The organism is Vagococcus teuberi (genome assembly GCF_001870205.1).
Classification (GTDB): Bacteria; Bacillota; Bacilli; order Lactobacillales; family Vagococcaceae; genus Vagococcus; species Vagococcus teuberi.
Genome location: NZ_CP017267.1, coordinates 162250 through 189206 on the forward strand (window position 1 = coordinate 162250; position 26957 = coordinate 189206).

22 protein-coding genes and 5 pseudogenes are annotated in these 26957 nt (G+C 32.7%); 23 read left to right on the forward strand and 4 right to left on the reverse strand.

The features are described from left to right. Nucleotides 1-14: 14 nt before the first annotated feature. A complete protein-coding gene (gene rpe / locus BHY08_RS00775; RefSeq protein WP_071456051.1) occupies nucleotides 15-668 on the forward strand; it encodes a ribulose-phosphate 3-epimerase in 654 nt (217 codons plus the stop codon). Beyond that, entirely contained in the window at nucleotides 668-1318 is a 651-nt protein-coding gene (locus tag BHY08_RS00780; RefSeq protein WP_071456052.1) for a thiamine diphosphokinase, read from the forward strand. The genes rpe and BHY08_RS00780 overlap by 1 nt, the downstream gene beginning before the upstream one ends. Before the next feature lie 44 nt (nucleotides 1319-1362). Here the strand turns inward: BHY08_RS00780 and rpmB are convergent, their stop codons facing one another. After that, nucleotides 1363-1551, reverse strand: coding sequence for a 50S ribosomal protein L28 (gene rpmB, locus BHY08_RS00785; protein WP_071456053.1), 189 nt, complete (start codon nucleotides 1549-1551; stop codon nucleotides 1363-1365). A gap of 218 nt (nucleotides 1552-1769) precedes the next feature. Between rpmB and BHY08_RS00790 the strand changes: the two genes are divergently transcribed. From BHY08_RS00790 to acpP, 5 genes are all read left to right on the forward strand, one after another. Further along, entirely contained in the window at nucleotides 1770-2132 is a 363-nt protein-coding gene (locus BHY08_RS00790) for an Asp23/Gls24 family envelope stress response protein (RefSeq protein ID WP_071456054.1), read from the forward strand. Between the two features lie 45 nt (nucleotides 2133-2177). Beyond that, entirely contained in the window at nucleotides 2178-3854 is a 1677-nt protein-coding gene (locus BHY08_RS00795) for a DAK2 domain-containing protein (RefSeq protein ID WP_071456055.1), read from the forward strand. Nucleotides 3855-3911: 57 nt separating this feature from the next. Then, nucleotides 3912-5951, forward strand: coding sequence for an ATP-dependent DNA helicase RecG (gene recG / locus BHY08_RS00800; protein WP_071456056.1), 2040 nt, complete (start codon nucleotides 3912-3914; stop codon nucleotides 5949-5951). A 45-nt stretch (nucleotides 5952-5996) separates the two neighbouring features. Continuing rightward, the gene (gene plsX, locus BHY08_RS00805) at nucleotides 5997-7001 is read left to right on the forward strand and encodes a phosphate acyltransferase PlsX (RefSeq protein ID WP_071456057.1); all 1005 of its coding nucleotides are present in this window, start codon (nucleotides 5997-5999) and stop codon (nucleotides 6999-7001) included. Between the two features lie 66 nt (nucleotides 7002-7067). Beyond that, entirely contained in the window at nucleotides 7068-7307 is a 240-nt protein-coding gene (acpP, locus tag BHY08_RS00810; protein ID WP_071456058.1) for an acyl carrier protein, read from the forward strand. 272 nt (nucleotides 7308-7579) lie between these two features. On the opposite strand, the gene BHY08_RS00815 is transcribed toward acpP, so the two are convergent. Then, nucleotides 7580-8545 (reverse strand): IS30 family transposase, encoded by a 966-nt coding sequence (locus BHY08_RS00815; protein WP_071456059.1) that lies wholly within the window; start codon nucleotides 8543-8545, stop codon nucleotides 7580-7582. Between the two features lie 184 nt (nucleotides 8546-8729). On the opposite strand from BHY08_RS00815, the gene BHY08_RS00820 reads away from it, so the two are divergent. From BHY08_RS00820 to BHY08_RS00870, 10 genes and pseudogenes are all read left to right on the forward strand, one after another. Continuing rightward, a complete protein-coding gene (locus tag BHY08_RS00820; RefSeq protein ID WP_071456060.1) occupies nucleotides 8730-9014 on the forward strand; it encodes a hypothetical protein in 285 nt (94 codons plus the stop codon). 80 nt (nucleotides 9015-9094) lie between these two features. Continuing rightward, nucleotides 9095-9382: a nucleotide pyrophosphohydrolase gene (locus BHY08_RS00825; RefSeq protein ID WP_071456061.1), complete on the forward strand. Its 288-nt coding sequence runs from the start codon at nucleotides 9095-9097 to the stop codon at nucleotides 9380-9382. A gap of 74 nt (nucleotides 9383-9456) precedes the next feature. After that, a complete protein-coding gene (locus BHY08_RS00830) occupies nucleotides 9457-9993 on the forward strand; it encodes a hypothetical protein (RefSeq protein ID WP_071456062.1) in 537 nt (178 codons plus the stop codon). Between the two features lie 460 nt (nucleotides 9994-10453). Beyond that, nucleotides 10454-10897: pseudogene (locus BHY08_RS10630) on the forward strand (IS30 family transposase); the annotation flags it as partial. Nucleotides 10898-11341: 444 nt separating this feature from the next. Further along, complete coding sequence (locus tag BHY08_RS00840; RefSeq protein WP_084657141.1) at nucleotides 11342-16024, forward strand: Ig-like domain-containing protein; 4683 nt, start codon at nucleotides 11342-11344, stop codon at nucleotides 16022-16024. A gap of 447 nt (nucleotides 16025-16471) precedes the next feature. Beyond that, nucleotides 16472-16837 (forward strand): annotated as a pseudogene (locus BHY08_RS00845) (IS30 family transposase); the annotation flags it as partial. Nucleotides 16838-17103: 266 nt separating this feature from the next. Further along, the gene (locus BHY08_RS00850) at nucleotides 17104-17856 is read left to right on the forward strand and encodes an ABC transporter ATP-binding protein (protein ID WP_071456065.1); all 753 of its coding nucleotides are present in this window, start codon (nucleotides 17104-17106) and stop codon (nucleotides 17854-17856) included. A gap of 17 nt (nucleotides 17857-17873) precedes the next feature. Beyond that, on the forward strand, nucleotides 17874-19682 hold the full coding sequence (locus tag BHY08_RS00855; RefSeq protein WP_071456066.1) for an FtsX-like permease family protein: 1809 nt from the start codon (nucleotides 17874-17876) through the stop codon (nucleotides 19680-19682). A 336-nt stretch (nucleotides 19683-20018) separates the two neighbouring features. Continuing rightward, nucleotides 20019-20408 carry a DUF1093 domain-containing protein gene (locus BHY08_RS00865; protein WP_071456068.1) on the forward strand — a complete coding sequence of 130 codons (390 nt, stop codon included), beginning with the start codon at nucleotides 20019-20021 and terminating at the stop codon, nucleotides 20406-20408. A gap of 198 nt (nucleotides 20409-20606) precedes the next feature. Further along, nucleotides 20607-21332 (forward strand): TraX family protein, encoded by a 726-nt coding sequence (locus BHY08_RS00870; RefSeq protein ID WP_233541946.1) that lies wholly within the window; start codon nucleotides 20607-20609, stop codon nucleotides 21330-21332. Between the two features lie 261 nt (nucleotides 21333-21593). Here BHY08_RS00870 and BHY08_RS11200 read toward each other — a convergent pair. Further along, nucleotides 21594-22117 (reverse strand): annotated as a pseudogene (locus BHY08_RS11200) (DDE-type integrase/transposase/recombinase); the annotation flags it as partial. 173 nt (nucleotides 22118-22290) lie between these two features. On the opposite strand from BHY08_RS11200, the gene amaP reads away from it, so the two are divergent. From amaP to BHY08_RS00890, 4 genes are all read left to right on the forward strand, one after another. Beyond that, the gene (gene amaP, locus BHY08_RS00880) at nucleotides 22291-22851 is read left to right on the forward strand and encodes an alkaline shock response membrane anchor protein AmaP (protein ID WP_071456071.1); all 561 of its coding nucleotides are present in this window, start codon (nucleotides 22291-22293) and stop codon (nucleotides 22849-22851) included. Between the two features lie 30 nt (nucleotides 22852-22881). After that, a complete protein-coding gene (locus BHY08_RS10635) occupies nucleotides 22882-23037 on the forward strand; it encodes a DUF2273 domain-containing protein (RefSeq protein ID WP_233541947.1) in 156 nt (51 codons plus the stop codon). 40 nt (nucleotides 23038-23077) lie between these two features. Then, nucleotides 23078-23659 (forward strand): Asp23/Gls24 family envelope stress response protein, encoded by a 582-nt coding sequence (locus tag BHY08_RS00885; RefSeq protein ID WP_071456072.1) that lies wholly within the window; start codon nucleotides 23078-23080, stop codon nucleotides 23657-23659. Nucleotides 23660-23735: 76 nt separating this feature from the next. Beyond that, on the forward strand, nucleotides 23736-23933 hold the full coding sequence (locus BHY08_RS00890) for a CsbD family protein (protein ID WP_071456073.1): 198 nt from the start codon (nucleotides 23736-23738) through the stop codon (nucleotides 23931-23933). Between the two features lie 112 nt (nucleotides 23934-24045). Here the strand turns inward: BHY08_RS00890 and BHY08_RS11135 are convergent. Continuing rightward, nucleotides 24046-24141: pseudogene (locus BHY08_RS11135) on the reverse strand (IS6 family transposase); the annotation flags it as partial. Nucleotides 24142-24950: 809 nt separating this feature from the next. On the opposite strand from BHY08_RS11135, the gene BHY08_RS00895 reads away from it, so the two are divergent. Both BHY08_RS00895 and BHY08_RS00900 read left to right on the forward strand, forming a co-directional pair. Continuing rightward, a complete protein-coding gene (locus BHY08_RS00895; protein ID WP_071456074.1) occupies nucleotides 24951-25391 on the forward strand; it encodes a DUF3290 family protein in 441 nt (146 codons plus the stop codon). Nucleotides 25392-25405: 14 nt separating this feature from the next. Further along, nucleotides 25406-26038, forward strand: a pseudogene (locus BHY08_RS00900) (DUF421 domain-containing protein). Nucleotides 26039-26957: the final 919 nt, after the last annotated feature.

Here is a 26957-nt window from a genome sequence, read left to right on the forward strand (position 1 = left end):
AGTGAGGAAAAACTATGGTAAAGATAGCACCATCAATATTAAGCGCAGATTTTTCAAAATTGGGAGAAGATGTTAAACGTGTTGATAAAGCTGGAGCAGATTATATTCACATTGATGTAATGGATGGACAATTTGTTCCAAATATTACGTTCGGTCCAGCACTTATTTCATCTATTCGTCCTATGACTGATTTAATTTTTGATGTTCACTTGATGATAGTAGATCCGGAACGTTTTATTGATGAGTTTGTAAAAGCTGGTTCTGATATTATTACAGTTCATGCTGAAAGTACGACTCATTTACACCGTGTCATTCAACAAATTAAAGCGAGTGGCGTAAAAGCTGGAGTTGTCATTAATCCAGGAACACCAGTTGAAGTGATTAAACCTGTTTTATCAATGGTTGATTTAGTCTTAGTGATGACAGTTAATCCAGGATTTGGTGGTCAAAAATTCATCTTAGAATGTTTAGATAAAGTAAGTGAACTAGCAGAGTTACGACAAGCTAATGGATACACTTATGAAATTGAAGTTGACGGTGGCGTGGATGATAAGACTGCAAAAGAATGTGTCAAAGCAGGAGCAGATGTGTTAGTGGCCGGATCATATGTTTATAAATATGATGATGTCGCTGAGCCGATTAAAAAATTAAAAGAAGCAGGTAAGTAATGAAAAAGTCGGTTATTGTGTTGGCCGGTAGTGATAAATCATTATGGCCAAGCATGGATATATTTGATGAAGCAAGTCATATTATTGGGGTTGATAGGGGAGCTTACGAAGGTGTTCGTCATGGCTTATCTGTTGATGTGGCGGTAGGTGATTTTGACTCACTAAGTTCTGAAGAACTTTCTTATGTTAAAGAACATGTAGAAAAAGTGACACAATACCCAGCTGAAAAAGATGAAACGGATACTGAAATTGGTATTTCTGTCGCTAGTGAACTATCAGAAGACGCTAAAATCATCCTAATAGGTGGCACTGGTGGGCGAATAGATCATTTTCTAGCTAATCTATGGTTGCCATTGCAAGATCGCTTTAAATCAGTCACTACAAGGCTTGTGATAAAAGACAATCAAAATACGATTTCTTATTTTCTGCCAGGAGATTATACTCTTGAAAAAGAGCCAGATAAAAAATATTTAGCATATGTTTGTTTAACACCTATGACACATTTATCTTTATATGATGCGAAGTATCGTTTAGATGATGTTGATGTGATGCAACCAACTTCCTATGCAAGTAATGAATTCGTTGGTAAAACGACAAGGTTTTCGTTTTCAAGTGGCATCATGTGTGTCATTCAATCTAAAGACAAATAAAAAAAGCAGCCTCTAGTTAGGTTGCTTTTTTAATATCTATTTTATTAAACGCGTTCAACTTTACCAGATTTCAAAGCACGAGCAGAAACCCAAACTTTTTTTGGTTTACCGTCAACTAAAATACGAACTTTTTGAAGATTAGCTCCCCAAGTACGTTTAGATGCGTTCATTGCGTGAGAACGGTTGTTACCAGTTCTTGCTTTACGACCAGTTATATAACATTGTTTTGCCATGATATTCCCTCCTTTGCTTTGCTGGCATTTTTACGATTCTATTAATCATACTAAAATAATTTATCATAAAAAGAAACAAAAAGCAATAAAAAATATGATAAAGTTACAATAAGAGTGATGTTATAAGCGTTTAAAGATAATTATTCTTTAATAAAAATCGTCTTTATGATAAACTAAAGAATGATAATGGGTAATACTGACTTTGAGGAGGTAGTAAAATGGCTGTAAAAATTAAAACACAAGCTGGAACCATTGAAATTTCAAATGATGTTATAGCAACAGTTGTCGGTGGTGCTGCCACAGATATTTACGGGATCGTTGGTATGGCAAGCAAAAATCAAATTAAAGACAATTTAAATGATATTTTAGGTAAAGAAAACTATTCTCGTGGGGTAGTAGTACGCCAAGAAGAAAACGGTGTAGCAGTAGATGTGTACATTATGGTAAGCTACGGAACAAAAATTTCTGAAGTAAGTCGTAATGTGCAAGAAAAAGTCAAATACAATCTTGAAACAATGCTTGGCGTTGTTGCAAATTCAGTAAATGTTTTTATCCAAGGCGTGCGTGTGCAACCTGAATAAAATCATGTGCTATTAAGTGTTAAACATACGAGGAGGAACATTTTAGTGGAACTAAAAGCAATCAACGGAGGGCAATTTCAAGCAATGGTACAAGTCGGCGCCAACAGACTGAACCAAAACGCAGAATTTGTCAATTCTTTAAATGTTTTCCCTGTACCAGATGGTGATACGGGAACAAATATGGATTTATCGATGACTAGTGGAGCAAAAGCTGTTAGAGAGGCAACAACGGAACATGTTGGAGAATTAGCCGCAATCTTATCTAAAGGCCTTTTAATGGGTGCTCGTGGAAATTCTGGCGTTATCTTGTCACAATTATTTAGAGGATTCTCAAAAAAAATTGAAGATAAAGAAGAATTAAACGCACAAGACTTAGCAGATGCGTTTAAAAATGGTGTAGAAGTTGCGTATAAAGCAGTGATGAAACCTGTTGAAGGAACAATTTTAACTGTCTCTAGAGGTGCTGCGATTGCCGCTGAGAAAAAAGCAAAAGAGAGTGATGATGCATTAGAAGTCATGGAAGCTGCTCTTAAAGGTGCTAAAAAAGCGTTAGCTAAAACACCTGATATGTTGCCTGTCTTAAAAGAAGTTGGCGTTGTCGATAGTGGTGGACAAGGACTTGTTTTTATCTATGAAGGTTTCGTTGAGTCTTTATCTGGCAAAGTAGTTGAAAGTGAAATTTATCAACCATCACCAGCTCAAATGGAAGAGATGGTTAATGCTGAACATCATCGCAGTGTTCAAAGCCATATGTCAACTGAAGACATTAAATTTGGTTACTGTACAGAAATCATGGTAAAAATTGGTGAAGGACCAACAGTTGATAGTACGTTTGATTATGACACATTTAGAAATTACTTAAATGAAATTGGTGATTCATTATTAGTTGTAGCCGATGATGAAATCATCAAAGTTCATGTTCATACAGAGCAACCTGGTGAAGTCATGAATTATGGTCAAAAATTTGGTTCATTAATCAAAATCAAAGTGGATAATATGCGCTTGCAACATGAATCATTACTTGATACTCCAAGTGTACCAGCTGTAGAAGAACCAAAAGAAAAAGTACCTTATGGTATTATTTCAATTGCTGCTGGTAAAGGGGTTCAAGACTTGTTTAGTAGCATGGGTGTTAATCACGTGATTAGTGGTGGACAAACAATGAATCCAAGCACAGAGGATATTATGTTAGCCATCCAATCAGTGAACGCTGAAAACGTGATTATCTTACCTAATAATAAAAATATCTTCATGGCAGCTGATCAAGCCGCTGAAGTGAGTGATGTGCCAACGATCGTGATTCCATCAAAAACAATTTCTCAAGGAATGACGGCACTATTAGGATTTAATGATCAAGTATCACTTGAAGAAAATCAAAAAAACATGTTAGAAATGCTTGATGGTGTAACAAGCGGTCAAGTCACAACGGCTGTTCGTGACACAAGCATTGATGGCGTTGAAATTAAAAAAGACGATAACTTGGGCATGGTTGAAGGGAAAATTGTGGTATCAATGCCAAGTCGTTTTGATGCAAGTTTAGAAACATTAAAACAAATGATTGATGATGACACTGAAATTGTGACAATCTTAATTGGTGAAGATGGAACAAGTGAAGAAGCATCATTATTAGAAGAAGCGTTGCTTGAAATGGATAGTGATTTAGAAGTTGAGATTCATCAAGGAGATCAACCAGTTTATCCATATTTATTTGCAGCTGAATAAGATAAAAAAGTCAAACATTGGTTTGACTTTTTTTACAGTTAAAAAGGAGGAGTCAAAGTGAAACAGTTAAGTGATAGTGTCGCGACACTTAGTGGTGTTGGCCCAAAGCGTGTGGAGACACTCAAAACATTACACATAGAAACGATTAATGATTTACTGACACATTATCCGTTTCGCTATGACGATATCCAAGAAAAAAAGTTAGAAGAAATTAGTGATCAAGAAAAAGTAGTCTTAAAAGGTATTGCCATTTCTGATGGGGTAGTCAATTACTATGGGCATAAAAAAAGCCGTTTAGTTTTTCGAATGATGGTGGAGCAGGCTGTTATAACTGTGACGTTTTTCAATCAACCCTTTTTAAAAAATAAAATTCGTTCGTCAGAGGAAATTGCAGTTTTTGGTAAATGGGACGCAAAGAGAAAGTCGTTAACAGGCCTAAAAATAATGGCGACACAGCAGCAAGAAGAAGAGTTTACTCCCATCTATAGTGTGAATAAACATATCAAACAACAAACACTGGTTCAACTGATTAAACAGGGGTTTGAAGGGTACGGTGAGTTGGTTGAAGAAAACTTACCGGATTATTTATTGGACAAATATAAGCTGATGCCTAAACAACAAGCTGTTAGAGCCATGCATTTTCCAGAATCAATTGAAGAAAATCGTTTAGCAAAAAGGCGACTAGCTTTTGAAGAATTTTTCTTATTCCAATTAAAGATGATTCAACTAAAAGAAGAAGAAACAGCCAAAGAACATGGTAATCCTATTTTATATGATGTGGATGAATTGAAACAGTTTATTAAGACGTTACCGTTTGAATTAACGAATGCTCAAAAACGAGTTGTCAACGAAATTTGTGCTGACATGAGAAGTCCCTATCACATGCATCGCTTACTGCAAGGAGATGTAGGGAGTGGAAAAACAATGGTAGCAGCACTTGCTTTGTTTGCCGCTTACACGGCATCCTATCAAGGAGCATTAATGGTGCCAACAGAAATTTTAGCAGAACAACATATGGAAAGTCTAAGTGAATTGTTTGAAAATACACCAGTTAGAGTAGCGTTATTAACTGGTTCGACAAAAGCGAAAGCACGTCGTCAAATATTAGCTGAACTAGCAGAAGGTGAAATTGATATTTTAGTTGGGACACATGCCTTAATCCAAGAAGAAGTACAATTTTCTAATTTGGGTATTGTCATCACAGATGAGCAACATCGTTTTGGTGTGAATCAGCGAAAAATATTACGAGAAAAAGGCAATCATCCAGATGTGTTGTTTATGACAGCGACACCAATTCCTAGAACGTTGGCCATCACAACTTATGGCGAAATGGATGTTTCGATTATTGATGAGTTACCAGCCGGACGAAAACCCATCGAAACACGTTGGGCATTGCCAAAACAATTGGATAGTATTTTAGAAACTATGCGTGAGTTAGTAAGACAAGGGCAACAAGCGTATGTGATTTGTCCGTTGATTGAAGAGTCAGAGATGTTAGATGTGAAAAATGCAACGGAAATTTACGAGCACTTATCTACCTTTTTCTCTCCGACGTATCATGTTGATTTATTACATGGCAAGATGAAGGCTGATGAAAAAGACGCCATCATGCAAAAGTTCAAAGACAACGACACACAAGTATTGGTTTCAACAACTGTTATTGAGGTTGGAGTAAATGTCCCGAATGCTACCATGATGGTTATTATTGATGCAGACCGTTTTGGTTTAGCCCAGCTTCATCAGTTACGTGGACGTGTTGGACGTGGGAAAAAAGTGTCTTATTGTGTGTTGATAGCTAATCCAAAGAGTGAGCAAGGTAAAGAGCGAATGAAAATCATGACTGAAACGACAGATGGTTTTGTATTGAGTCAAAAAGATTTGGAAATGCGAGGTCCTGGAGACTTTTTCGGCGCCAAACAATCTGGTTTGCCTGAATTTAAAGTTGGGGATATGGTAGCTGATTTTATTATGTTAGAAACAGCAAGAGAAGAAGCCATCAGTCTTTGGAAAACGCCTGATTGGGTACAGGATAAATCGTTTGCACCATTAGCTAAGAGTATCAAGAGCACAACATATCAATTAAATCATTTAGATTAACATGCTATAATAAACCTAAATTGTAAAAAAGTGAGGAATCTTATCATGAAAATAGCCGTAGATGCTATGGGCGGAGACAACGCACCAAAAGCCATTGTTGAAGGTGTGATGTTAGCCAAAAAAGATTTTCCAGATATTGAATTTTTATTATTTGGAAAAGAATCAGCGATTAAAGAATATGTGACAGACGATAAAAATATTACGATTATTCACACAGATGAAAAAATTGAAAGCGATGATGAGCCAGTTAAAGCGATTCGACGAAAAAAACAATCCTCAATGGTCTTAGCTGCCCAAGCTGTTAAAGAAAAACAAGCAGACGCGTTGTTTTCTGCAGGTAATACGGGGGCTCTTTTAGCAGCTGGGCTGTTTGTTGTTGGACGTATCAAACAAGTTGAACGTCCAGGACTGATGACAACGATGCCAGTTTTTACAGGTGGAAAAGGGGCTGGATTTGATTTTATTGATATGGGAGCAAACGCTGATAATAAACCGGAACATTTATTAACATATGGTATCTTAGCTTCTTATTATGCTAGTCAAGTTCGTGGCGTGAAAAATCCTCGTGTCGGTCTTTTAAACAATGGGACGGAAGATACTAAAGGAAGCGAGCTAACGAAAAAAGCATTTGAATTATTAAAAGAAGAACCAAGTTTAAATTTTGTTGGAAATGTTGAAGCAAGAGATTTATTTAATGGTGTCGCAGATGTGGTTGTGACAGATGGGTTTACTGGAAATGCCGTGTTAAAATCCATTGAAGGAACAGCTCAAGCCATTATGAGTAATTTAAAATCATCAATTTTAGATAGTGGATTAAAAGGCAAAATGGGTGCATTGCTATTAAAAGATAGCTTAAAAGAATTAAAACAAAAAATGGACTACTCAAATCATGGCGGAGCTGTCTTGTTTGGTGTCAAAGCACCTGTTGTTAAAACACATGGCTCAACAGGGCCAGATGCGGTGAGACACACAATTAGACAAATCCATACGATGCTTGAAAAAGATGTAGTAAATAATTTAGTTGCTTATTTTGATGAGCATCAAGCATAGACAAAAAAAGCATTTACAAGTAAAATACTAAGTAGAGTGAGTGGCTTAATAAAAGGAGGAACTTACATGTCTAGAGATGAAGTATTTGGTAAAATCCAATCAATTATCGTTGAACACTTTGAAGTAGATGAAGATAAAGTGAATGAAACAACAAATATCAAAGAAGATTTAGATGCAGATTCAATTAGCATTATGGAATTTGTTTTAGAATTAGAAGATGTCTTTGATGCAGAAATTTCTGATGAAGATGCAGAAAAAATTGAAACAGTTGGCGCAGCAGTTGATTATATCGTTGCAAACCAATAATAGGGGCTCTTTGTCAACTAGTGTTGGTAAGAGTTCAAACGTTAGAATTTAGGATCTAGAAAGCTTTATAGTTTTCTAGATCTTTTTTTATATGTTTTGAAAACCACCTGCTATGCGGGTGGTTCTAGAGAGCTTTTAGCATGGTATTCAAAAATCCTCCTAAAATGATAAGATAGATTAGGTTTTCCGCCCACAACTTATCAATCATATAGTAGGTGACTTATGAAAAAGGGTAATCAAAGTTTATTACTCACAACATGGAAATGTCAGTATCATATCGTTCTCGCACCTAAATACAGATGACAAATTACATAACTCAAAAATACTTCCAATGGCGTTTTATAGTTTAATGATTTGTTAGGAATATTATTTCTTTTAGATGCGATAGATTGGATAAAAGATTCTTCAACTTTGTTGCAATCCATTTGTTTAGGTAAGCCATCTTTACGTAATAAACTACTAGAGTGTTCATTTAAAACTCGTTGTGAGGGTGTTCCTGGATCGGCAAAATAACTATCAATATCATTTAGATTGCTGATTGATTTCCAATTAGAAAATTCTTTACCACAATCAAATGTGATTGATTTAAATAGATAGCATGGAAACTTTTTAAACCAATTATTTAAACTATTTTCGATATCTATTGCTCGTCTGCCTATTGGTTTTAACGTAATATTCACTTTCGATAGTCTTTCAACGAGTGTGATAACAGCAATTTTATGATCTTTTCCAACAATTGTGTCACCTTCAAGGTGACACAATTCATTATTAAAGAGTTGATAATCCTTATGACGTTGATGGATGGTTCTTTTAAAGGCTTGTTTGTCTCTTTTTTCTTTATAACCATTTGCTTTCCTTTTACCTTTCATAGGTAATACAGTCAAATCAAACAGTCCTTGCTTAAATAATCTATAAAGAGCACTGAGAGAACATGAAATAGTAAACTTAGCATGACCAATAATGATATCTATAGTCCATCCTTGAACAACCTTCTTTTTAATGTATTCTGTTTCATTATCAGATAAAGAAATAGGACATCTGCCGCAATTCTTTTTATTATTTTTGTATCTTTTATAGTAATTTAGTGCAGCTAGCCCCTCGTCAAAAGCTTTGTAAACAGTATAAATAGTCTGTTTTGCTCGTTTCAATTGTTTCGCAATGTATGTTCCTTTTTTATTTTGATAGTAATAAGATTCTATCAAAACTAGCTCGTCTGTAGTCAGATGTATATAGGTCATTTGTAATCACTCTCCTTGTTTTCTTTGGTTGGAAAGACAATTTGAGTGTATCACAAATGATTTTTTTAGTTGTTTAGCTTAATTTTACAATCGGCGTTCCTATAAACTTTCAAATATTCATCTACTTTTTGTCATGACTTAGAGTTACAGTTGTTACATAAATTATTTATTAGGAGGAAGAAATATGATAAATGAGTTAGAACATCTATTTGTAACTAAAGATAATTATGATTTGTTCTTAAAAAATGTAGAAGAGAAACTAAGTGATGAAAGTAAGTTATCTTACGTTTTAGAAGAATTAAAAGAAAAGATAGTAGATGGCATTCGTGATTTAAATATCAAAGAAAATGATTCATTGAATATACTGACAATTGTGTTAACTAGTGTTTTTTTTGCTCCACAAGGTGTTTTTATATGCGATGTACATTTAGTAAAAGATAAAGAAGGAAAAGTTTTAGTTAAATATTAATTGAGAAAGTCTAGTAAATTTGTCTAGGCTTTTTTATTATTTGTTATAATAGAAAAAAGACAGAATAAGGAGAGTAAATAATGAATTCAATGGATAAAATAAATGCATTTAGAAATGAAAGAGGTTGGCATCATAATAGTAAAGAAAAGGACCTCGCAATTTCTATATCTTTAGAAGCAAGTGAGTTACTAGAATTGTTTCAATGGTTAGATAATGAAGAAGCACTAAAGCAGACAGAAAGGTTAGAAGAAGAACTAGCTGATGTATTGATTTACTCATACACCTTAGCTGATAAATTAGGGTTTGATATAGATGATATTATTGAAAAGAAATTAGTTAAGAATGCGATAAAATATCCGGTTAAATAAAAAGATATAAGTAGTTGATTTGTTAGTAGTGGGTTATAATGAAGGAGTAGAATAAAGCTGTAGGAGGAAATAGTATGTTTGAACAAAAAAAAGTGTATAAGAGTATGGAAAACAGACAATTCACCCCACAAAGTTTGCTTGGTGAGCTGGAAGATTTAAAACAATTCCAGTTTAATAATGTATCATATACAGGTATTAGTTTAAATATTGAGATGCTAATCACACAGTATTTACGTGATGATAAATTTCATTTAATAGAAGCAAAAGGTGGATTAGCTAAAAAAAGTTATGACTTGTGGTATCAAGACCTATGTTTAGCCATTGAAATCTTTAATCATTTTGCGATTTATACAAAGGAAAACTTTTCAATTTATTTAAAAGAATCGCGTAAGTTTGAAGAAGAAACAGGGTTTGGTAATACCTCAAAAGAATATAAAGAGTACTTTGAACAAGGAAATTCTATGTATTTTCATGATATGTTACATATTGTGTTTGATCTTTCAAGGAAAATTGATTTGAGTATTGCAGATTTTGAAGAGGCCTTACTTGCTGATGGAGAAAGTATTGGGAATTATAAACTACCAGAAAAAGTTGTTTTTGAGGGAAAATAGACTTTTGAAATAATCAAGTATTTAAATAATGCTATATTTGAAGAGGGTATTGGTGTAAATTGCTACATGATTATAGTAGCTAATGTACCAATACGCTCTTTTTTAGTAAAATGTGAAGTTATTTATTGCTATTATTCTCAGGAAGAACATCAATAAGTCAATGCATTATAAAAAATAAGAAAAAATATGCGTTATTTATGAAAAAATACCTATTTCTTTATTGACTGCCTTGCGAAACAATTGAAACGAGCAAAAGAGAATATCTATACTGTTTACAAAGCTTTTGAAGAGGGTCTATTAACTCTTTAATAATGAAGAGGCTGATCCAAAAGTAACTTTTTAAATAAAAATCACTCAACTATAAAAATAGAAAACCCATGAAATCAACGTTGTAATTAACGGATTTCATGGGATTTTTTCTATTCTGATACTTTTGAGTCAACCTTTTGTTTTGAAAGCCCATAAAACTGTTGTTATTACATTTTTTGAAAGACTATCAAAAGTTATTATTACGTTAAAACCAATAGGTAGGCGGGCAAAAGATATCGAAAAGAGTTTAAATAATTGGTTTAAAAAGTTTTCATGCCATCTATTTAAAACAATCACATTCGATTGTGGTAAAGAGTTTTCTAATTGGAAATCAATCAGCAATCGAAATGATATTGATAGTTATTTTGTTAATCCAGGAACAACATAAAAACAAGGTTTAAATGAACGTTATGATGAGTTATTACGTAAAGATGGCTTACCTAAACAAATGGATTTCAGCAAAGTTGAAGAATCTTTCATCCAATCTATCGCATCTAAAAGAAATAATATTCCTAGAAAATTATTAAACTATAAAACATCATCGGAAGTATTTTTGAGTTATGTAGACAATGGTATATTACCTAGATTAATTTGACAAATGGAAATGTAAAAGAATAAAGGCAGATGAATTTTTTATCTATGTCAAAAAATATACAGCTTAACTTTTTTGGGTACGCTACTTACCTCTATTTTTTTACAATAAACGAAGTCCGTAAAACCTATATAATTTATAATAAATTTTTGTATATTTATCAGACGTAAAATAACTAAAAAAAGTACATTTTTTGAAATCAGGTCTTTATTCTTTACTTTTTAAAACTTAAAATGTATTATTTATATAAAATAAATGGCATATATATATATAGTGATAGTATAACATCTATAAGGTTATTTATTGTTGAAAAAGCGTATATTGTGTTTTATATTGTGTTGTTTAAGTTATAAAAAAGCAAATATAAATAAAAAAATGATTCTTTTTTGTATTGATATTAAACTAATCAGCACAGTGAAAAAATATATAAATAGGGAGTGTTAATTTATGAATGATAAACAAAGGAAGAAGATAGTGAACTTTTTAAATGCTAAACCTCAAGATAAGATACATAGATATAAAAGGAGGAAAGTAAAAAAAGTATGGGTTTATGCAGCAATTATCACGACGATGATTGGTTTAGAGTCAATTTCTAGTAATATAAACACTTTGTCAGGATTATCTTCTATTACTGTTCATGCAGATACTGTAGTAAACTATAAACAACTCTATTATCCACCAATATTGATAGGTGAATCAGGATCTACAGCACAGACAGATGGTAGTAATTCTTATTTAAACCTACTCTATGAAATTAATGGTAAAAAAGCTACTGATGTAGATTATATCGAGTTCCAATTAAATAATGGAAAAAATAGTACTAAGACCAATTCTAAGGCAAAAATAATAGGTGGAACTAATATTATAGGGCAGCCCACTGTTAAGTTAAGAGTTGATTTCTCAGGGGATGAGGCATTTGGCAATGAAAGAGCTTTTGAAGACGGTAATACGGTTATCCATTTTATCGATGGAACTTCTCTAGTCATTAATCCAAATAGAAATGAGATTTTTCTTTTTTCTAAGCAGGATGTTGAGAGCAATAGAAGAGGCATAATGAATCTAAGTAACTTTACGGAAGAAGAAAAAAATAAAACCTTTGAAAAGTCTATATCTATTGTAGAAAAAGGTTATATAGACGATATGAAATCTTTAAGTGAAGTAACTGACTTTGATAGCTTGTCTGATGTAAATAGTTTATATAAGAAAACAATTGAAGCAAAATTAGAGCAAGCTAGCGAAGATTTTACAAATCAAGATTCAGGGTTTAAACAATTTGAAGATGAGGCCAAATCTAAAAAGGCAGAAATAAATGCAGTTACCGATGCTAAAGAAGGTGCAAAAGAAAAAGCTTTAAAAGAAGTTGATAGTTTATTGTCACAATATAGAAAGAGTACTTTTGATGCTACTGGAGAAGACGTTCTTAGCCAAATTACGGAAGGTGTCGCTAAAATTAAAGCAGTTTCAGTAGAGAGAGAAAAACCATTCGATAAAGACGCCCATAAACCGACAATCAACCAACCAACAGAAGGAGAGCAAGTAGTATCCGGCAAAGGGGTTGGTGGCGATGAGATCACGATCAAGGATAAAGACAATAAAGTGATTGGAACAGGGACAGTAGCAGAAGATGGCACGTTTACTGTTAAAACCGATCGTCCGTTAGAAAAAGGGGAAGAATTAACGGTGACCCCAACGACAGATGGAAAAGAAGGGACCCCAGGGACCACAACGGTGGCTGAAAAACCATTCGATAAAGACGCCCATAAACCGACAATCAACCAACCAACAGAAGGAGAGCAAGTAGTATCCGGCAAAGGGGTTGGTGGCGATGAGATCACGATCAAGGATAAAGACAATAAAGTGATTGGAACAGGGACAGTAGCAGAAGATGGCACGTTTACTGTTAAAACCGATCGTCCGTTAGAAAAAGGGGAAGAATTAACGGTGACCCCAACGACAGATGGAAAAGAAGGGACCCCAGGGACCACAACGGTGGCTGAAAAACCATTCGATAAAGACGCCCATAAACCGACAATCAACCAACCAACAGAAGGAGAGCAAGTAGTATCCGGCAAAGGGGTTGGTGGCGATGAGATCACGATCAAGGATAAAGACAATAAAGTGATTGGAACAGGGACAGTAGCAGAAGATGGCACGTTTACTGTTAAAACCGATCGTCCGTTAGAAAAAGGGGAAGAATTAACTGTTATCCCAATGACCGATGGAAAAGAAGGGACCCCAGGGACCACAACGGTGGCTGAAAAACCATTCGATAAAGACGCCCATAAACCGACAATCAACCAACCAACAGAAGGAGAGCAAGCAGTATCCGGCAAAGGGATTGGTGGCGATAAAATCACGATCAAGGATAAAGATAGTAACGTGATTGGAACAGGGACAGTAGCAGAAGATGGCACGTTTACTGTTAAAACCGATCGTCCGTTAGAAAAAGGGGAAGAATTAACTGTTATCCCAATGACCGATGGAAAAGAAGGGACCCCAGGGACCACAACGGTGGCTGAAAAACCATTCGATAAAGACGCCCATAAACCAACCGTCAACCAACCAACAGAAGGAGAGCAAGTAGTATCCGGTAAAGGGGTTGGTGGCGATAAAATCACGATCAAGGATAAAGATAATAACGTGATTGGAACAGGGACAGTAGCAGAAGATGGCACGTTTACTGTTAAAACCGATCGTCCGTTAGAAAAAGGGGAAGAATTAACTGTTATCCCAATGACCGATGGAAAAGAAGGGACCCCAGGGACCACAACGGTGGCTGAAAAACCATTCGATAAAGACGCCCATAAACCAACCGTCAACCAACCAACAGAAGGAGAGCAAGTAGTATCCGGTAAAGGGGTTGGTGGCGATAAAATCACGATCAAGGATAAAGATAATAACGTGATTGGAACAGGGACAGTAGCAGAAGATGGCACGTTTACTGTTAAAACCGATCGTCCGTTAGAAAAAGGGGAAGAATTAACTGTTATCCCAATGACCGATGGAAAAGAAGGGACCCCAGGGACCACAACGGTGGCTGAAAAACCATTCGATAAAGACGCCCATAAACCGACAATCAACCAACCAACAGAAGGAGATCAAGCAGTATCCGGCAAAGGGATTGGTGGCGATAAAATCACGATCAAGGATAAAGACAATAAAGTGATTGGAACAGGGACAGTAGCAGAAGATGGCACGTTTACTGTTAAAACCGATCGTCCGTTAGAAAAAGGGGAAGAATTAACGGTGACCCCAACGACAGATGGAAAAGAAGGGACCCCAGGGACCACAACGGTGGCTGAAAAACCATTCGATAAAGACGCCCATAAACCGACAATCAACCAACCAACAGAAGGAGATCAAGCAGTATCCGGCAAAGGGATTGGTGGCGATAAAATCACGATCAAGGATAAAGATAATAACGTGATTGGAACAGGGACAGTAGCAGAAGATGGCACGTTTACTGTTAAAACCGATCGTCCGTTAGAAAAAGGGGAAGAATTAACGGTGACCCCAACGACAGATGGAAAAGAAGGGACCCCAGGGACCACAACGGTGGCTGAAAAACCATTCGATAAAGACGCCCATAAACCGACAATCAACCAACCAACAGAAGGAGAGCAAGTAGTATCCGGCAAAGGGGTTGGTGGCGATGAGATCACGATCAAGGATAAAGACAATAAAGTGATTGGAACAGGGACAGTAGCAGAAGATGGCACGTTTACTGTTAAAACCGATCGTCCGTTAGAAAAAGGGGAAGAATTAACGGTGACCCCAACGACAGATGGAAAAGAAGGGACCCCAGGGACCACAACGGTGGCTGAAAAACCATTCGATAAAGACGCCCATAAACCGACAATCAACCAACCAACAGAAGGAGAGCAAGTAGTATCCGGCAAAGGGGTTGGTGGCGATGAGATCACGATCAAGGATAAAGACAATAAAGTGATTGGAACAGGGACAGTAGCAGAAGATGGCACGTTTACTGTTAAAACCGATCGTCCGTTAGAAAAAGGGGAAGAATTAACTGTTATCCCAATGACCGATGGAAAAGAAGGGACCCCAGGGACCACAACGGTGGCTGAAAAACCATTCGATAAAGACGCCCATAAACCAACCGTCAACCAACCAACAGAAGGAGAGCAAGTAGTATCCGGCAAAGGGGTTGGTGGCGATGAGATCACGATCAAGGATAAAGACAATAAAGTGATTGGAACAGGGACAGTAGCAGAAGATGGCACGTTTACTGTTAAAACCGATCGTCCGTTAGAAAAAGGGGAAGAATTAACTGTTATCCCAATGACCGATGGAAAAGAAGGGACCCCAGGGACCACAACGGTGGCTGAAAAACCATTCGATAAAGACGCCCATAAACCAACCGTCAACCAACCAACAGAAGGAGAGCAAGTAGTATCCGGCAAAGGGGTTGGTGGCGATAAAATCACGATCAAGGATAAAGATAATAACGTGATTGGAACAGGGACAGTAGCAGAAGATGGCACGTTTACTGTTAAAACCGATCGTCCGTTAGAAAAAGGGGAAGAATTAACCGTTATCCCAATGACCGATGGAAAAGAAGGGACCCCAGGGACCACAACGGTGGCTGAAAAACCATTCGATAAAGACGCCCATAAACCAACCGTCAACCAACCAACAGAAGGAGAGCAAGTAGTATCCGGCAAAGGGGTTGGTGGCGATAAAATCACGATCAAGGATAAAGATAATAACGTGATTGGAACAGGGACAGTAGCAGAAGATGGCACGTTTACTGTTAAAACCGATCGTCCGTTAGAAAAAGGGGAAGAATTAACCGTTATCCCAATGACCGATGGAAAAGAAGGGACCCCAGGGACCACAACGGTGGCTGAAAAACCATTCGATAAAGACGCCCATAAACCGACAATCAACCAACCAACAGAAGGAGAGCAAGTAGTATCCGGCAAAGGGGTTGGTGGCGATGAAATCACAATCAAGGATAAAGACAATAAAGTGATTGGAAAAGGGACAGTAGGTAAACAAAAATTACCATCTACAGGTGAATATGATAATAAATCATTATTAAGTACAGGACTATTATTATTAACGTTAGCAGGAGGATTGTTAGGGTGGAAATTGAAACGGAATAAATAAACTAAACAGCGCTGTATACTAATTCGTGCTGATGGATAATAATTTTGATAAAAAGTCTCAAACATGAAATGAGATTAATTAGCGTGTGGGAAGAAAATTCTTATTTTTACATTATTAAATGATTTAAATCCGTAGTATACTCGTTTCGTCTAAGTTTTTTTAAAGTTTTTAAAATAAAGAAATAGGGATTTAAGAATGAAAATATTATCTCTTTGTCAATTACTGTTGTTAAGGACTGATACGTTAGAATTTAAGATCTAGAAAGCATTTGGTTTTCTAGATCTTTTTTGGTGATTTAAAGACAGATTATTTTAAGCAAATTGAACACCGATTGTAAATTAAGCTAGATAAATAAAAAAATCATTTGTGATACACTCAAATTGTCTTTCCAACCAAAGAAATCAAGGAGAATAAACACAAATGACCTATCTATGCACATCTTACTACAGACGAGCGAAAAATATCGAAAATAGTTTAAATAATTGGTTTAAAAAGTTTCCATGCTATCTATTTAAATCAATCACATTCGATTGTGGTAAAGAATTTTCTGATTGGAAATCAATCAGCAATCTAAATGATATTGATAGTTATTTTGCCAATCCAGGAACACCCTCACAACGAGGCTTAAATGAACACTCTAATGAGTTATTACGTAAAGATTTATTGCCTAAACAAATGGATTTAAACGAAGTTGAGGAATGTTTTATCCAATCTATTGCATCTACAAGAAATAATATTCCTAGAAAATCATTAAATTATAAAATACCATTGGAAGTATTTTTGAGTTATGTAGACAAACGATATTTTATCTAGCTTCATTTGGTCAATGAAAATTTTAAAAAATACCAATAAAATATCGTTAAAAAAATAATTAATGATTCTGACTAAAAACCTGCTTGTATTTCTATTTATTTTAAATTATAAAGCTTTTTATATAAAAAAATAGCTTGTATTCACCTTAAACTACGTTGTTTTAAATAAATCATACTAAAGTACTATATATTATTTTTTTTATTTAGTGTAAGGTCTATATATATCTTTGGTTTTATTATTTAAATCTAACTTTAAGGGGAATGTATATGGCATTAGTAGTAAGTGTAAAAAATTTAAAAAAAGTATATGGAAAAAACAATGAAAAACAAACAATTGCTTTAAACGATGTAACGTTTGATGTAGAAGAAGGGGAATTCATTGGGATTATGGGAGCATCTGGTTCAGGAAAATCAACCTTATTAAACATTTTGTCCACTCTTGATAAACCAACTAACGGTGACGTAAAAATAGCTGGTGAAGACGTTATGAAACTAAGAGGAGATAAATTAGCTGATTTTAGAGGACAAAAGATTGGGTTTATTTTTCAAGATTTCAATTTATTAGAAACCATGACTGCTTCAGAAAATATTGCGATTCCTCTATCATTACAAAATTTAAAGCCTAAAATCATTAAAAATAAAATAAATACTGTAGCACATCATTTGGGAATTAGTGACATTTTAGACAAATACCCTACTGCTTTGTCTGGCGGGCAAAAACAGCGTGTCGCTGCAGCGAGAGCACTAGTCACTGATCCTAACATTTTATTAGCAGATGAGCCAACAGGTGCTTTGGATTCTAAAAGTGCAAAAGATTTGCTCGATATGATGAATGAGCTAAATTATGAGGATAATGTATCAGTTTTAATGGTAACGCATGATCCATTCTCGGCTAGCTACTGTAAACGTATTTTATTTATAAAAGATGGTGTAATACACCAAGAATTAAATCGTGAAGAAAAATCACGCGATGAATTTTACCGAGAAATTTTAGTCTCTTTAGGTAATTTAGAGCAATAGAAAGGAAAGAAAAAACGATGATTTGGAAATTATCTATGACAGGTATAAAGAGTCGATTACGAGATTATATGATTCTCTTCTCGGGTTTAATTATTGCCTCAGCTATTTTTTACATGTTTCAAAGTCTTGCAACAAATAAAGCTTTTTTAGAAGGAAATACCAGTATCAGTATGGCAACGCTGATTTTTCAACTAGGAACTATTTTATTAACTATTATTACAATTGTATACATACTCTACGCCAATTCTTTTTTGATGACATTACGACAAAGAACGTATGCCATGCTCATGATGTTAGGTGCAAAAACTAAAAAAATTGCTCAAATAATCTTTTTAGAGACATTTATTATAGGGTTATCTGCTACATTAATCGGTATTTTATTAGGCGTGTGTCTTACTTATGTTGTTAATTATTTTTTAATGAGTCAATTAGAAATAGTGGTTACAGGATTTTCACCATTTAACTTACTAGCTATTGTTTGGACACTTTCAATCTTTAGTATTTTATTTATCATAACATCACTTATTAATTCGAGTTCTGTTATGAGTAAACAAATTTTACAATTATTAAACGAACAATCAACTACGAAAAAATTAGTGAGACGTCCAATTCTCTCTATACTTGAAGCAATATTCGGATCTTTAAGTTTAGGTCTTGGATATTATATGTTGGATAATATTCAAACATATAAATTATTTTCAATTGAGGTAGCACTTGTCACTATAGTAATAGGAAGTTATTGCTTGTTTCATGCGATTGCTATTGTTGTTTTGAGTTTAATGAAAAATATTGATTCCATATCAATGAAAAAACTAACAAACTTTACACTATCACAATTAACTTTTAGAATCAGGGAATACACTCAAATTTTAACAATGGTGTCTATCTTATTTGCATTAGCGATGGGGGCTATTACCGTTGGTCTGGCATTTAGATCTCAGCCAATTAAAATAGCTAACAATAGTGAAACATATGACTTGGTATTAAATAATTCAGATAAAATAAATCAAAAACAAATAAATGATTTAGATATAAATTTTGATGCAAAATATAGTCAAAAAGAAGATTCGAATACTTTATATTATAATTCAGATGAATTTAATAAGCAGCCATTACAAGATAAAAATATAGATAGTCAAAAAATTAATGAATATACTGGAAATCAATTAAAGGAAAATCAAGATGGGATTACCATTTTAAAAAAATATATGACACCCGACCAAAGGAATAAAGAGATAAAATTTATCTCTAATGCGGAGTTTAACATACTAAATCTACCTAAGACAAACCTAGAACTAATCAAAGTAGTTAACTTTAAAGACAGTTTGCCACAAATCAAAAAATTAGTTTTAGAAAATAATCGTAATAACCCAAGTATGAATTCGAATAATGAAATGGATAATGTATCACAAAAATATGAAACATATCAAACAATAAATTCTATCTCTGCTGGATTTCAATTTATGGGATTCTTTTTAGGATTAGCATTTTTAACGATGTTAGCAAGTTGTTTAATGTTTAAAATTTTATCATCTGCTAATACTGATAAAGCACGTTTCCAAATGTTACGTAAAATAGGAACTAGACAATCACTTCTAAAAAAAGCAGTTATACAAGAAATAGGTGTTTTATTCTTTTTACCTGGAATTTTAGGTATTATCCATGTACTGTTTGGTTTACAAATGTTCAAAGAGTTTATAAGTAATCCATACGAAGGAATTTGGATACCTTTTTCTATATTTATATTTTTATATACTATTTATTATGTATTAACCGTAGTTTTATATAGCAGTATCGTTATACCTAAAGAATTAGATGATTATTAAAAAAATATAGATCAATCAAATATATTTTTTTATTAGAAAATACTACACGGTATTATGTAATATCGGTAAGAAATGGGGAGAATTCAATGAATGCTAACTATGTAAATAATCCTTTAGTTATTTTAGGAGTCTTTATATTTTTAATAGGTGTTTTTCTGTTTGTTTTTGGTAGGAAGTGGTTCCTTTTTCGTTTGTTATTGGGTGACATTTCCATGATCTCTCAGATGTTTTATGGAACTATCCTATCTATCATAGGATTAATACTCTTATATATGTCTGGAAGGTTTAATTAATTTAAAAAAATATTTTATATGAATTATAAAGGAGCGATATTTTATGATAAAAAAAGTTATTTTAAGTGTATTACTAGTAGTAATGGTATTTGTAGGATATAAAGGTTATAAATATTATGCTGAAACATATAAAAGTGAAGTTGCTTACGCCAAAGTTTCAGATAAAATTCCAGAAATAAAAGACGCAACATATCAAGATGGAAGTGTAGTTGCTGGAAGCAAAACTTACAGCTATGATTTTGATTTTGTTAAAGAAGATGGAAGTGTACAAAAAATGGAATACGATTTAACTGGAGAGAGTGATCAATTAAAACCACTAACACCTGGTTCATATGTAAAAGCTGAAATAAGTAAAAAACGTGTTACTAAAGGACCTAACGAGATATCAGAAACTAAAATTCCCAAAAATGTATTAAATAAATTACACAAATAACAAGAGTGTTAGTTAATTTTGTTTATTTGGTAGATGAAAAACCTATTATTTAATCTAAATAATAGGTTTAAATTTGTATTTACTACTAAATTTGTTATATATTACACTTATGATTTTTTAGGAGGAATTAATTTGAATAATATTTTAAAGACTAAGAGGTTATCCATTTTTGATATTAAAATTATAGGTATTATACTGATGTTTATTGATCATATACATCAAATGTTTGTACCATTTGGTATTCCAAACTGGGTAGATTGGTTTGGAAGACCAGTAGCAACTCTGTTCTTTTTTGTTAGTGTTGTTGGTTTTTCTCATACCAAAAGTAAAAAAAGATACATGCTAAGACTTTATATTTCAATGATTTTAATGTCTTTCCTTACATTCTTTTTGGAAAAAATTGTACACTATGATCAAGTGGTTTTAATAAATAATATTTTTAGAGATTTATTTATCGGAACTTTAATGATGGCGGGGATAGATTTAATCACTTCTGGAAAGAAACATAAGAATGTATTAAACATATTGTGTGGCTTTTTATTGATTTTATTACCATTTATTTCTTCTATTCTAGTAAGTATTGCTTTATCTAACCCAACCATTTTACAAAATCCTAGTATCATGACATTCATTATGGCATTTATGCCTGCAATATTTTTAGCTGAGAATGGTATTATGGTGTTATTGATACCGTTGTTATATATTTTTAGAAATAATCGAAACATACAAATTTTGATAATTATAATAGCAGCGTTATTCTATTTATTTATGGGATCTATACAATGGATTATGATATTTGCTATTATACCTATTATGATGTACAACGGACAAAAAGGTAAAGGGATGAAGTACTTCTTCTATATCTTCTATCCTGCACACATTGTTTTACTTTATCTAATATCTGCTTTTTTATATAATCATTAACATTTCAGTTCACGAAACTTAAACAAAATAAGGAAATTAAAAGACTGTTAGATGTATTAATATACTAGCAGTCTTTTTTGATTAAATTTAACCTTTTTATCATTGTTCAAAAAATAAATAGTATTTGAACCTCTCATGATAGAAGTCACGAGAGGTTCAAGGAGATTCATTATCTGTAGAAAATCTAACTAATAACATTTTGTAACATAATTAGACTACTTTCTAATTTTAGTCTATTAACACAATTTAGTGTACAGCCTATTTATGTAGTGCCGAAACAACCTCAAATCCTTTAATCGTTGCTGCAACAGTATAAAATGACTCACTATTTAATCAAGAATCCTCTTTGCCTTTAGTTCTTTAATTACCTTGAGTGAAGAAGCATAGTTATCCGTCACAATGGAACTTGGCTGACCATAAACTCGAATGATTCGCTTCATAAAGGCTTTAGTAGAGACTATATCGCGATGATTTCGCAACCACATATCTAGAGTGTTTCTATTTGAATCAATCGCACGATAATGGTAATAATGCTTCCCTTTCATCTTGACATCCGTCTCATCAATTTTCCAGGGATCACTAAACTTTTTACTTCTATTTCTTTTTTTCCAAATATAATACAATAATTTACCATGTAATAAATCGTTGTTTGTCTAATTTTAATGCTGTATTTTATCTATTATAATGGAGCAATCACGATAACTTAAAGAAAAATAGTAGTATCAGTCAACGACTTCAATAATAATTCGATAGTCGTTTTGTTTTCCCTTAAAATGTTTCTTCATCATCGTTCCTCCAGTAATACTAGTTAAAGTTATTATATCGAAAAATAATCCTGAATTAAACTGTATAACACATTGATCACCTTCATCGTAATTATCATTTAAATTACTTTCTTTTTTTTTTTAAATATAGTACAATTAATTAAACGATTACATTTAGAAAGAAGGTGAGTAGTTTGAAAACTAGTATAAAAATATTCTTGACTGTTCTAATCTTGACTTTAATTATTCCTTTATTTTCTGCTATTACTATCTCACAATATGCTGTTAGTTTACCTTTATCTTTGATTAAAATTCAAAACTATCCATATTTTAATACCTATCTATCAAGTGTTATTTTTTGGTTAAGTATTTTTTGGATTTGTGTATCTTTGGTCTCCATAGTCATTCTTCTTTTTATCCCTGTTAAAAAGAACCAAATAAAAATTAAAGAAAGTTCTGGATATTTATCAGTTCAAAACAAAGCAATTGATAATTTTGTCTTAAATATTTTAAAAAATGAGCCTTTTTTAGATGAACCGAAAGTAACATCTATTCTTAAAAAAAATAAAATTATCGTTAATATAGAAGCCAATATTAACGAATCCACTAATGACTTAGTTAAGAGAAAAGAAAGTATTTCAAAGAATATTGAACATAGGTTGCTTACCCTGTTTGGCATAGAGGAAAATATGACAGTCCGAGTAAATTTTCAGAACTATAAATCTAGCGATTCTAATAAAAGTCGAGTTATTTAAAAAGGGGGGATAACTTTGTTAAAAGAACTTTTGAACCATTATAAACTTACTGTTTTATTTGGTATTATAGGGCTATTAATTAGTTTATCAATTATAATAGTCGGTTTTTTTAAAACATTATTTGTCCTAATATTTACATTACTTGGATGTTATATCGGGTTTTATTTACAATCTAAAATTTTTTAGATTGATTAATATAATTAATAAAATATAGGGAGGAATTACAATGAGTAATAAAAATGAAGACAAAAAAGGTAAAACAACAGATACTAAAGGACAGGCTCAAAATAAAACAATAAAAGGAAATTTGACGTTTGATGATAAAGTGATACAAAAAATAATAGGTATTGCTTTGGAAGAAATTGATGGATTATTAACTGTTGATGGCGGTTTTTTATCTAATTTAGCAGGAAAAATTGTCAATACAGATGATGTTACATCGGGTATTGATGTAGAAGTTGGTAAAGAACAAGTCGCTGTCGATTTAGATATTGTTTGTGAATACGGTCGAAATATGAATAACGTTTATGATAGCATAAAAGAAATCACTTCTAGAGAAATCAAAAAGATGACAGGTCTAAATGTTGTAGAGGTAAATGTAAATGTTGTGGATGTAAAATCCAAAGAACAATATGAAGAAGATAATACAACAGTACAAGATAAGTTATCAGAAGCTGCAGAAAATACGAGTAATTTTATTTCTAAAAAGACAGATAACGTAAAAGAAACTGCTTCAGATGTTGGAGATAAATTAAGCGATCAAGTATCAAATGTTCAGGATAATGTTATGGGTTCAAGAGTAAAGTAGATGGCTAACCTCAGTAGGTAGTGAGAATTAGAAAATAGTATAACAGTGTTGTAATTAAGAATAGGAGGTTATTATAATGACGAATAATGGAAAAATAGATAAAGTAGTTGGCAAAGTAAAAGAAACTACTGGTGATGTTACAAGCAATGAAGAATTAAAAGGTGAAGGCGTTTTAAAACAAGTTGAAGGTAAAATTAAAGAAGTTAGTTCTGATATAAAAGACAAAACAGAAGAAGTTATTGGTGACGTTAAAGAAAAGTTTGATAACAAATAAATTAAAGCTAAGCAGAAGTATCAACAAATTGATATTGTTTGTGTTGCAAAGTTAAAAAATTAGACAGACGTATCCCAATTTTATTTAATGGGCTATTCTGTGTTAAGCAGATTTCAATTTCATCCCACGGGAAAAAGTCGAAGAGGTTAATTTCTCTTCGACTTTTTTTATATAGTGCCGAAGCAACCTCAAATCCTTTAATCGTTGTGTGGCTAACTCTAATGCTGTTTTTTCATTACTATAATAGAACAATCACAATAATTTAAAGGAAAATGGCAGTAAACGTCAATATACGTCAATGGATTCAATAGTATTTCGATAGTTGTATTGTTTTCTCTTAAAATATTACTTCATCATCGTTCCTTCAATAATTTTATTTAGAGTTATTATATCGAAACATCGCACTTCATTAACCTTTGCAACATAACCATATTTCTCGCTAGCCTTTGAAGTATTGACATGGGCGTTTTTAAAAATATTAGTACAATGTAGGTATATATAATTCTAAACTTAAACTAACGGATGTAGGTAGGTAAAAGGAAATAATATCCTGTTGATTAGAATGAAATACGAGGAACAATGAAAGGATAAACATCAACTTATTGCGCCTTTTGGCAGTAAAATGTCTAGTTCTACAATCTCAAATTGGATATATTAAGAAAAAAACGTGTGTTACTTTCATTCTTAGCTGCGTGTCCATTGTACTAACTAAATTGTTGGGAGTAATTTTTGCTAACTCATTTGTAGAACGCATCAAAAAGAAGTGACCAATGATTTTAATAGATGTTGTACAAGGAATGTGTGTATTGTTATTACTGCTTTTATTCATAGGTCATCCTTTAAAAAATATTAATATCAAAGTAACTATTAAAGATTAAACTTGCATCAAATGTGAAGAGAATACTAAAGAATTGAGAGGATAATAAATCAGTTGAAAGACTATGTTTTAAAATAAGAGCCCACGCATCGTGAGCAGTTTTTAGCAATAAGTTAATTTTATGAAGGAGTGAAATTTTTATGGATTTTTACAGTGTTGATATTCTTGAAAATCAAGTAAGTATAAATAACATTATTCTATACATAGGTATGTTTTTACTATTTGGCCTTATTATTCTTATTATTGTATTCTTAAAAAAAAGATTTGAAACAAAGTGTAGAGATCTAGCAGTTATAGCTTTTTTGTCACTATTATTAATTTCTTGTATGCAATACATGGATTATTCTCAATCCTTAAATCAAAAACATCAAGTTTCTGAAGTTCTAAATTTTATTAATGTTTTATCAGAAAAGGAAAAAATTGATAAAAATAATATATATATAAATTCATATCAATTAAATGATAGCACGATTATAAAATTGAATGAATCCTATTATTCGGTTGAACTAAATGCTGATAAGTCTGCATTTAGTTTGAAAAAAGTTACGTTGTTAAACGGAGAAATTATCAAAAAAAATTAGGGAGTTAAAAATAAATGAATGTGAATGGAATTGTTATTAAGTTTATTTTAGGCATTATTTGTCTCGTATTTCAGATTAATCTTATGGGAAAAAGTAACTTAGCTCCATCATCTCCAATGGATCAGATTCAAAATTATGTATTGGGGGGAATTATAGGAGGCGTTATTTATAATGAATCTGTTACAGTGTGACAATTTCTCGTTGTTTTGTTAGTTTTGACAATACTGGTTATGATAGTTAAATATTTAAAAGAAAATTTTCATTTTATGAAAGTAATTGTTGATGGAAATACCTCAGTACTAATTAAAGATAGGATGATTAATGTAGGTCAATGTATGAAGCAGGGAATACAGGGGCGTGAATTGATGTTAAAGTTGAGAGAAAATGGGATTAGTGATGTGTCTCAAGTTAAACGAGCTATTATAGAACAAAATGGACAATTAACAATTACAGAATACGGTGATGAATCAACTAGATATCCTGTGATTATTGATGGACAACCTGATATGGGTATACTTGAAATGATTCATAAAGATCTAGATTGGCTAAACTCAGAAGTAAATAAAGCTGGATTGAAAAATATTAATCAAATATTTGTTGGTGAATATGTTTCTGGCGAATTAAAATTTTTCCCTTATCCAATATAGATAGTATGGTTGTGTTGCAAATCTAAGAATAAGATAAAATCTCGTTAATCTATCAACCTACTTCATTAAAATATGGAAGTCAAAAGCTGTTAGCTATATTAATAGCCTAGTAGTTTGTTTTGATTAAATTTCAACTTTTGATGGTAATAATAATCTATTAAAACTAGCTTGTCTGTAGTCAGATGTGTATAGGTCACTGTGATCACTCTCCTTGTTTACTTTGGTTGGAAATCCAATTTGAGTGTATCACAAATGATTTTTTTAGTTGTCTAGCTTAATGTTACAATCAGCGTTTATAAAAAATACAATAAAAAACCGTTTTAAAAACAAATCAATGCTATAAAATAAAAAACCCTTTCCAGTTTTAGCTAAGCTTAAAAAATTTTTTTGTTTTATACGATTATGTTGTAAAGTTAAAACAATAGATAGACACATTCCGATTCTATGTAATGGTTTATGCTGTTTAAAGCATATGTTCAATTTCATCCCATGGAGAAATAGGCTGACTCAAAAGTAACTTTTTAAATAAAAATCACTTAACTATCAAAATAAAAAGTCCCATGAAATCAACGTTATAATTAACGGATTTCATGGGATTTTTTCTATTCTAATACTTTTGGTGCAGCTCCTTCTGAGTTCATTCATACTTTTCAACTACCTATAGCCAGTTAATTTTCTTATGTTTATTGCAATTAATGCAAAACCTAACTCATTAACTACCTTGTCTTTTCATCTAACAGAGAAATGAGTGAACAACAAATTAGTGTTCAGATTTCTAATGGCTAGTTCTACAACAATTTTCTTTGTTTATAAATTTTGCCTGTTTTCTTTTATGTACCATTGTTTATCTGTTAAAGCAGAAGAATTAGCCATTTTGTATATCTTTTTTCTATTTATATTAGTACAAAGAGTTCATGAA

What these genes read in the sequence shown, in the direction of transcription:
- BHY08_RS00890 (WP_071456073.1), top strand. Translation starts at nt 23,736, where the DNA reads ATGACGAATAATGGAAAAATAGATAAAGTAGTTGGCAAAGTAAAAGAA.
- BHY08_RS00830 (WP_071456062.1), top strand. Translation starts at nt 9,457, where the DNA reads ATGTTTGAACAAAAAAAAGTGTATAAGAGTATGGAAAACAGACAATTC.
- BHY08_RS00820 (WP_071456060.1), top strand. Translation starts at nt 8,730, where the DNA reads ATGATAAATGAGTTAGAACATCTATTTGTAACTAAAGATAATTATGAT.
- BHY08_RS00855 (WP_071456066.1), top strand. Translation starts at nt 17,874, where the DNA reads ATGATTTGGAAATTATCTATGACAGGTATAAAGAGTCGATTACGAGAT.
- plsX (WP_071456057.1), top strand. Translation starts at nt 5,997, where the DNA reads ATGAAAATAGCCGTAGATGCTATGGGCGGAGACAACGCACCAAAAGCC.
- BHY08_RS00895 (WP_071456074.1), top strand. Translation starts at nt 24,951, where the DNA reads ATGGATTTTTACAGTGTTGATATTCTTGAAAATCAAGTAAGTATAAAT.
- BHY08_RS00885 (WP_071456072.1), top strand. Translation starts at nt 23,078, where the DNA reads ATGAGTAATAAAAATGAAGACAAAAAAGGTAAAACAACAGATACTAAA.
- BHY08_RS00815 (WP_071456059.1), bottom strand. Translation starts at nt 8,545, where the DNA reads ATGACCTATATACATCTGACTACAGACGAGCTAGTTTTGATAGAATCT.
- BHY08_RS00790 (WP_071456054.1), top strand. Translation starts at nt 1,770, where the DNA reads ATGGCTGTAAAAATTAAAACACAAGCTGGAACCATTGAAATTTCAAAT.
- BHY08_RS00850 (WP_071456065.1), top strand. Translation starts at nt 17,104, where the DNA reads ATGGCATTAGTAGTAAGTGTAAAAAATTTAAAAAAAGTATATGGAAAA.
- acpP (WP_071456058.1), top strand. Translation starts at nt 7,068, where the DNA reads ATGTCTAGAGATGAAGTATTTGGTAAAATCCAATCAATTATCGTTGAA.
- BHY08_RS00870 (WP_233541946.1), top strand. Translation starts at nt 20,607, where the DNA reads ATGTTTATTGATCATATACATCAAATGTTTGTACCATTTGGTATTCCA.
- rpmB (WP_071456053.1), bottom strand. Translation starts at nt 1,551, where the DNA reads ATGGCAAAACAATGTTATATAACTGGTCGTAAAGCAAGAACTGGTAAC.
- BHY08_RS00865 (WP_071456068.1), top strand. Translation starts at nt 20,019, where the DNA reads ATGATAAAAAAAGTTATTTTAAGTGTATTACTAGTAGTAATGGTATTT.
- BHY08_RS00780 (WP_071456052.1), top strand. Translation starts at nt 668, where the DNA reads ATGAAAAAGTCGGTTATTGTGTTGGCCGGTAGTGATAAATCATTATGG.
- BHY08_RS00840 (WP_084657141.1), top strand. Translation starts at nt 11,342, where the DNA reads ATGAATGATAAACAAAGGAAGAAGATAGTGAACTTTTTAAATGCTAAA.
- rpe (WP_071456051.1), top strand. Translation starts at nt 15, where the DNA reads ATGGTAAAGATAGCACCATCAATATTAAGCGCAGATTTTTCAAAATTG.
- BHY08_RS00825 (WP_071456061.1), top strand. Translation starts at nt 9,095, where the DNA reads ATGAATTCAATGGATAAAATAAATGCATTTAGAAATGAAAGAGGTTGG.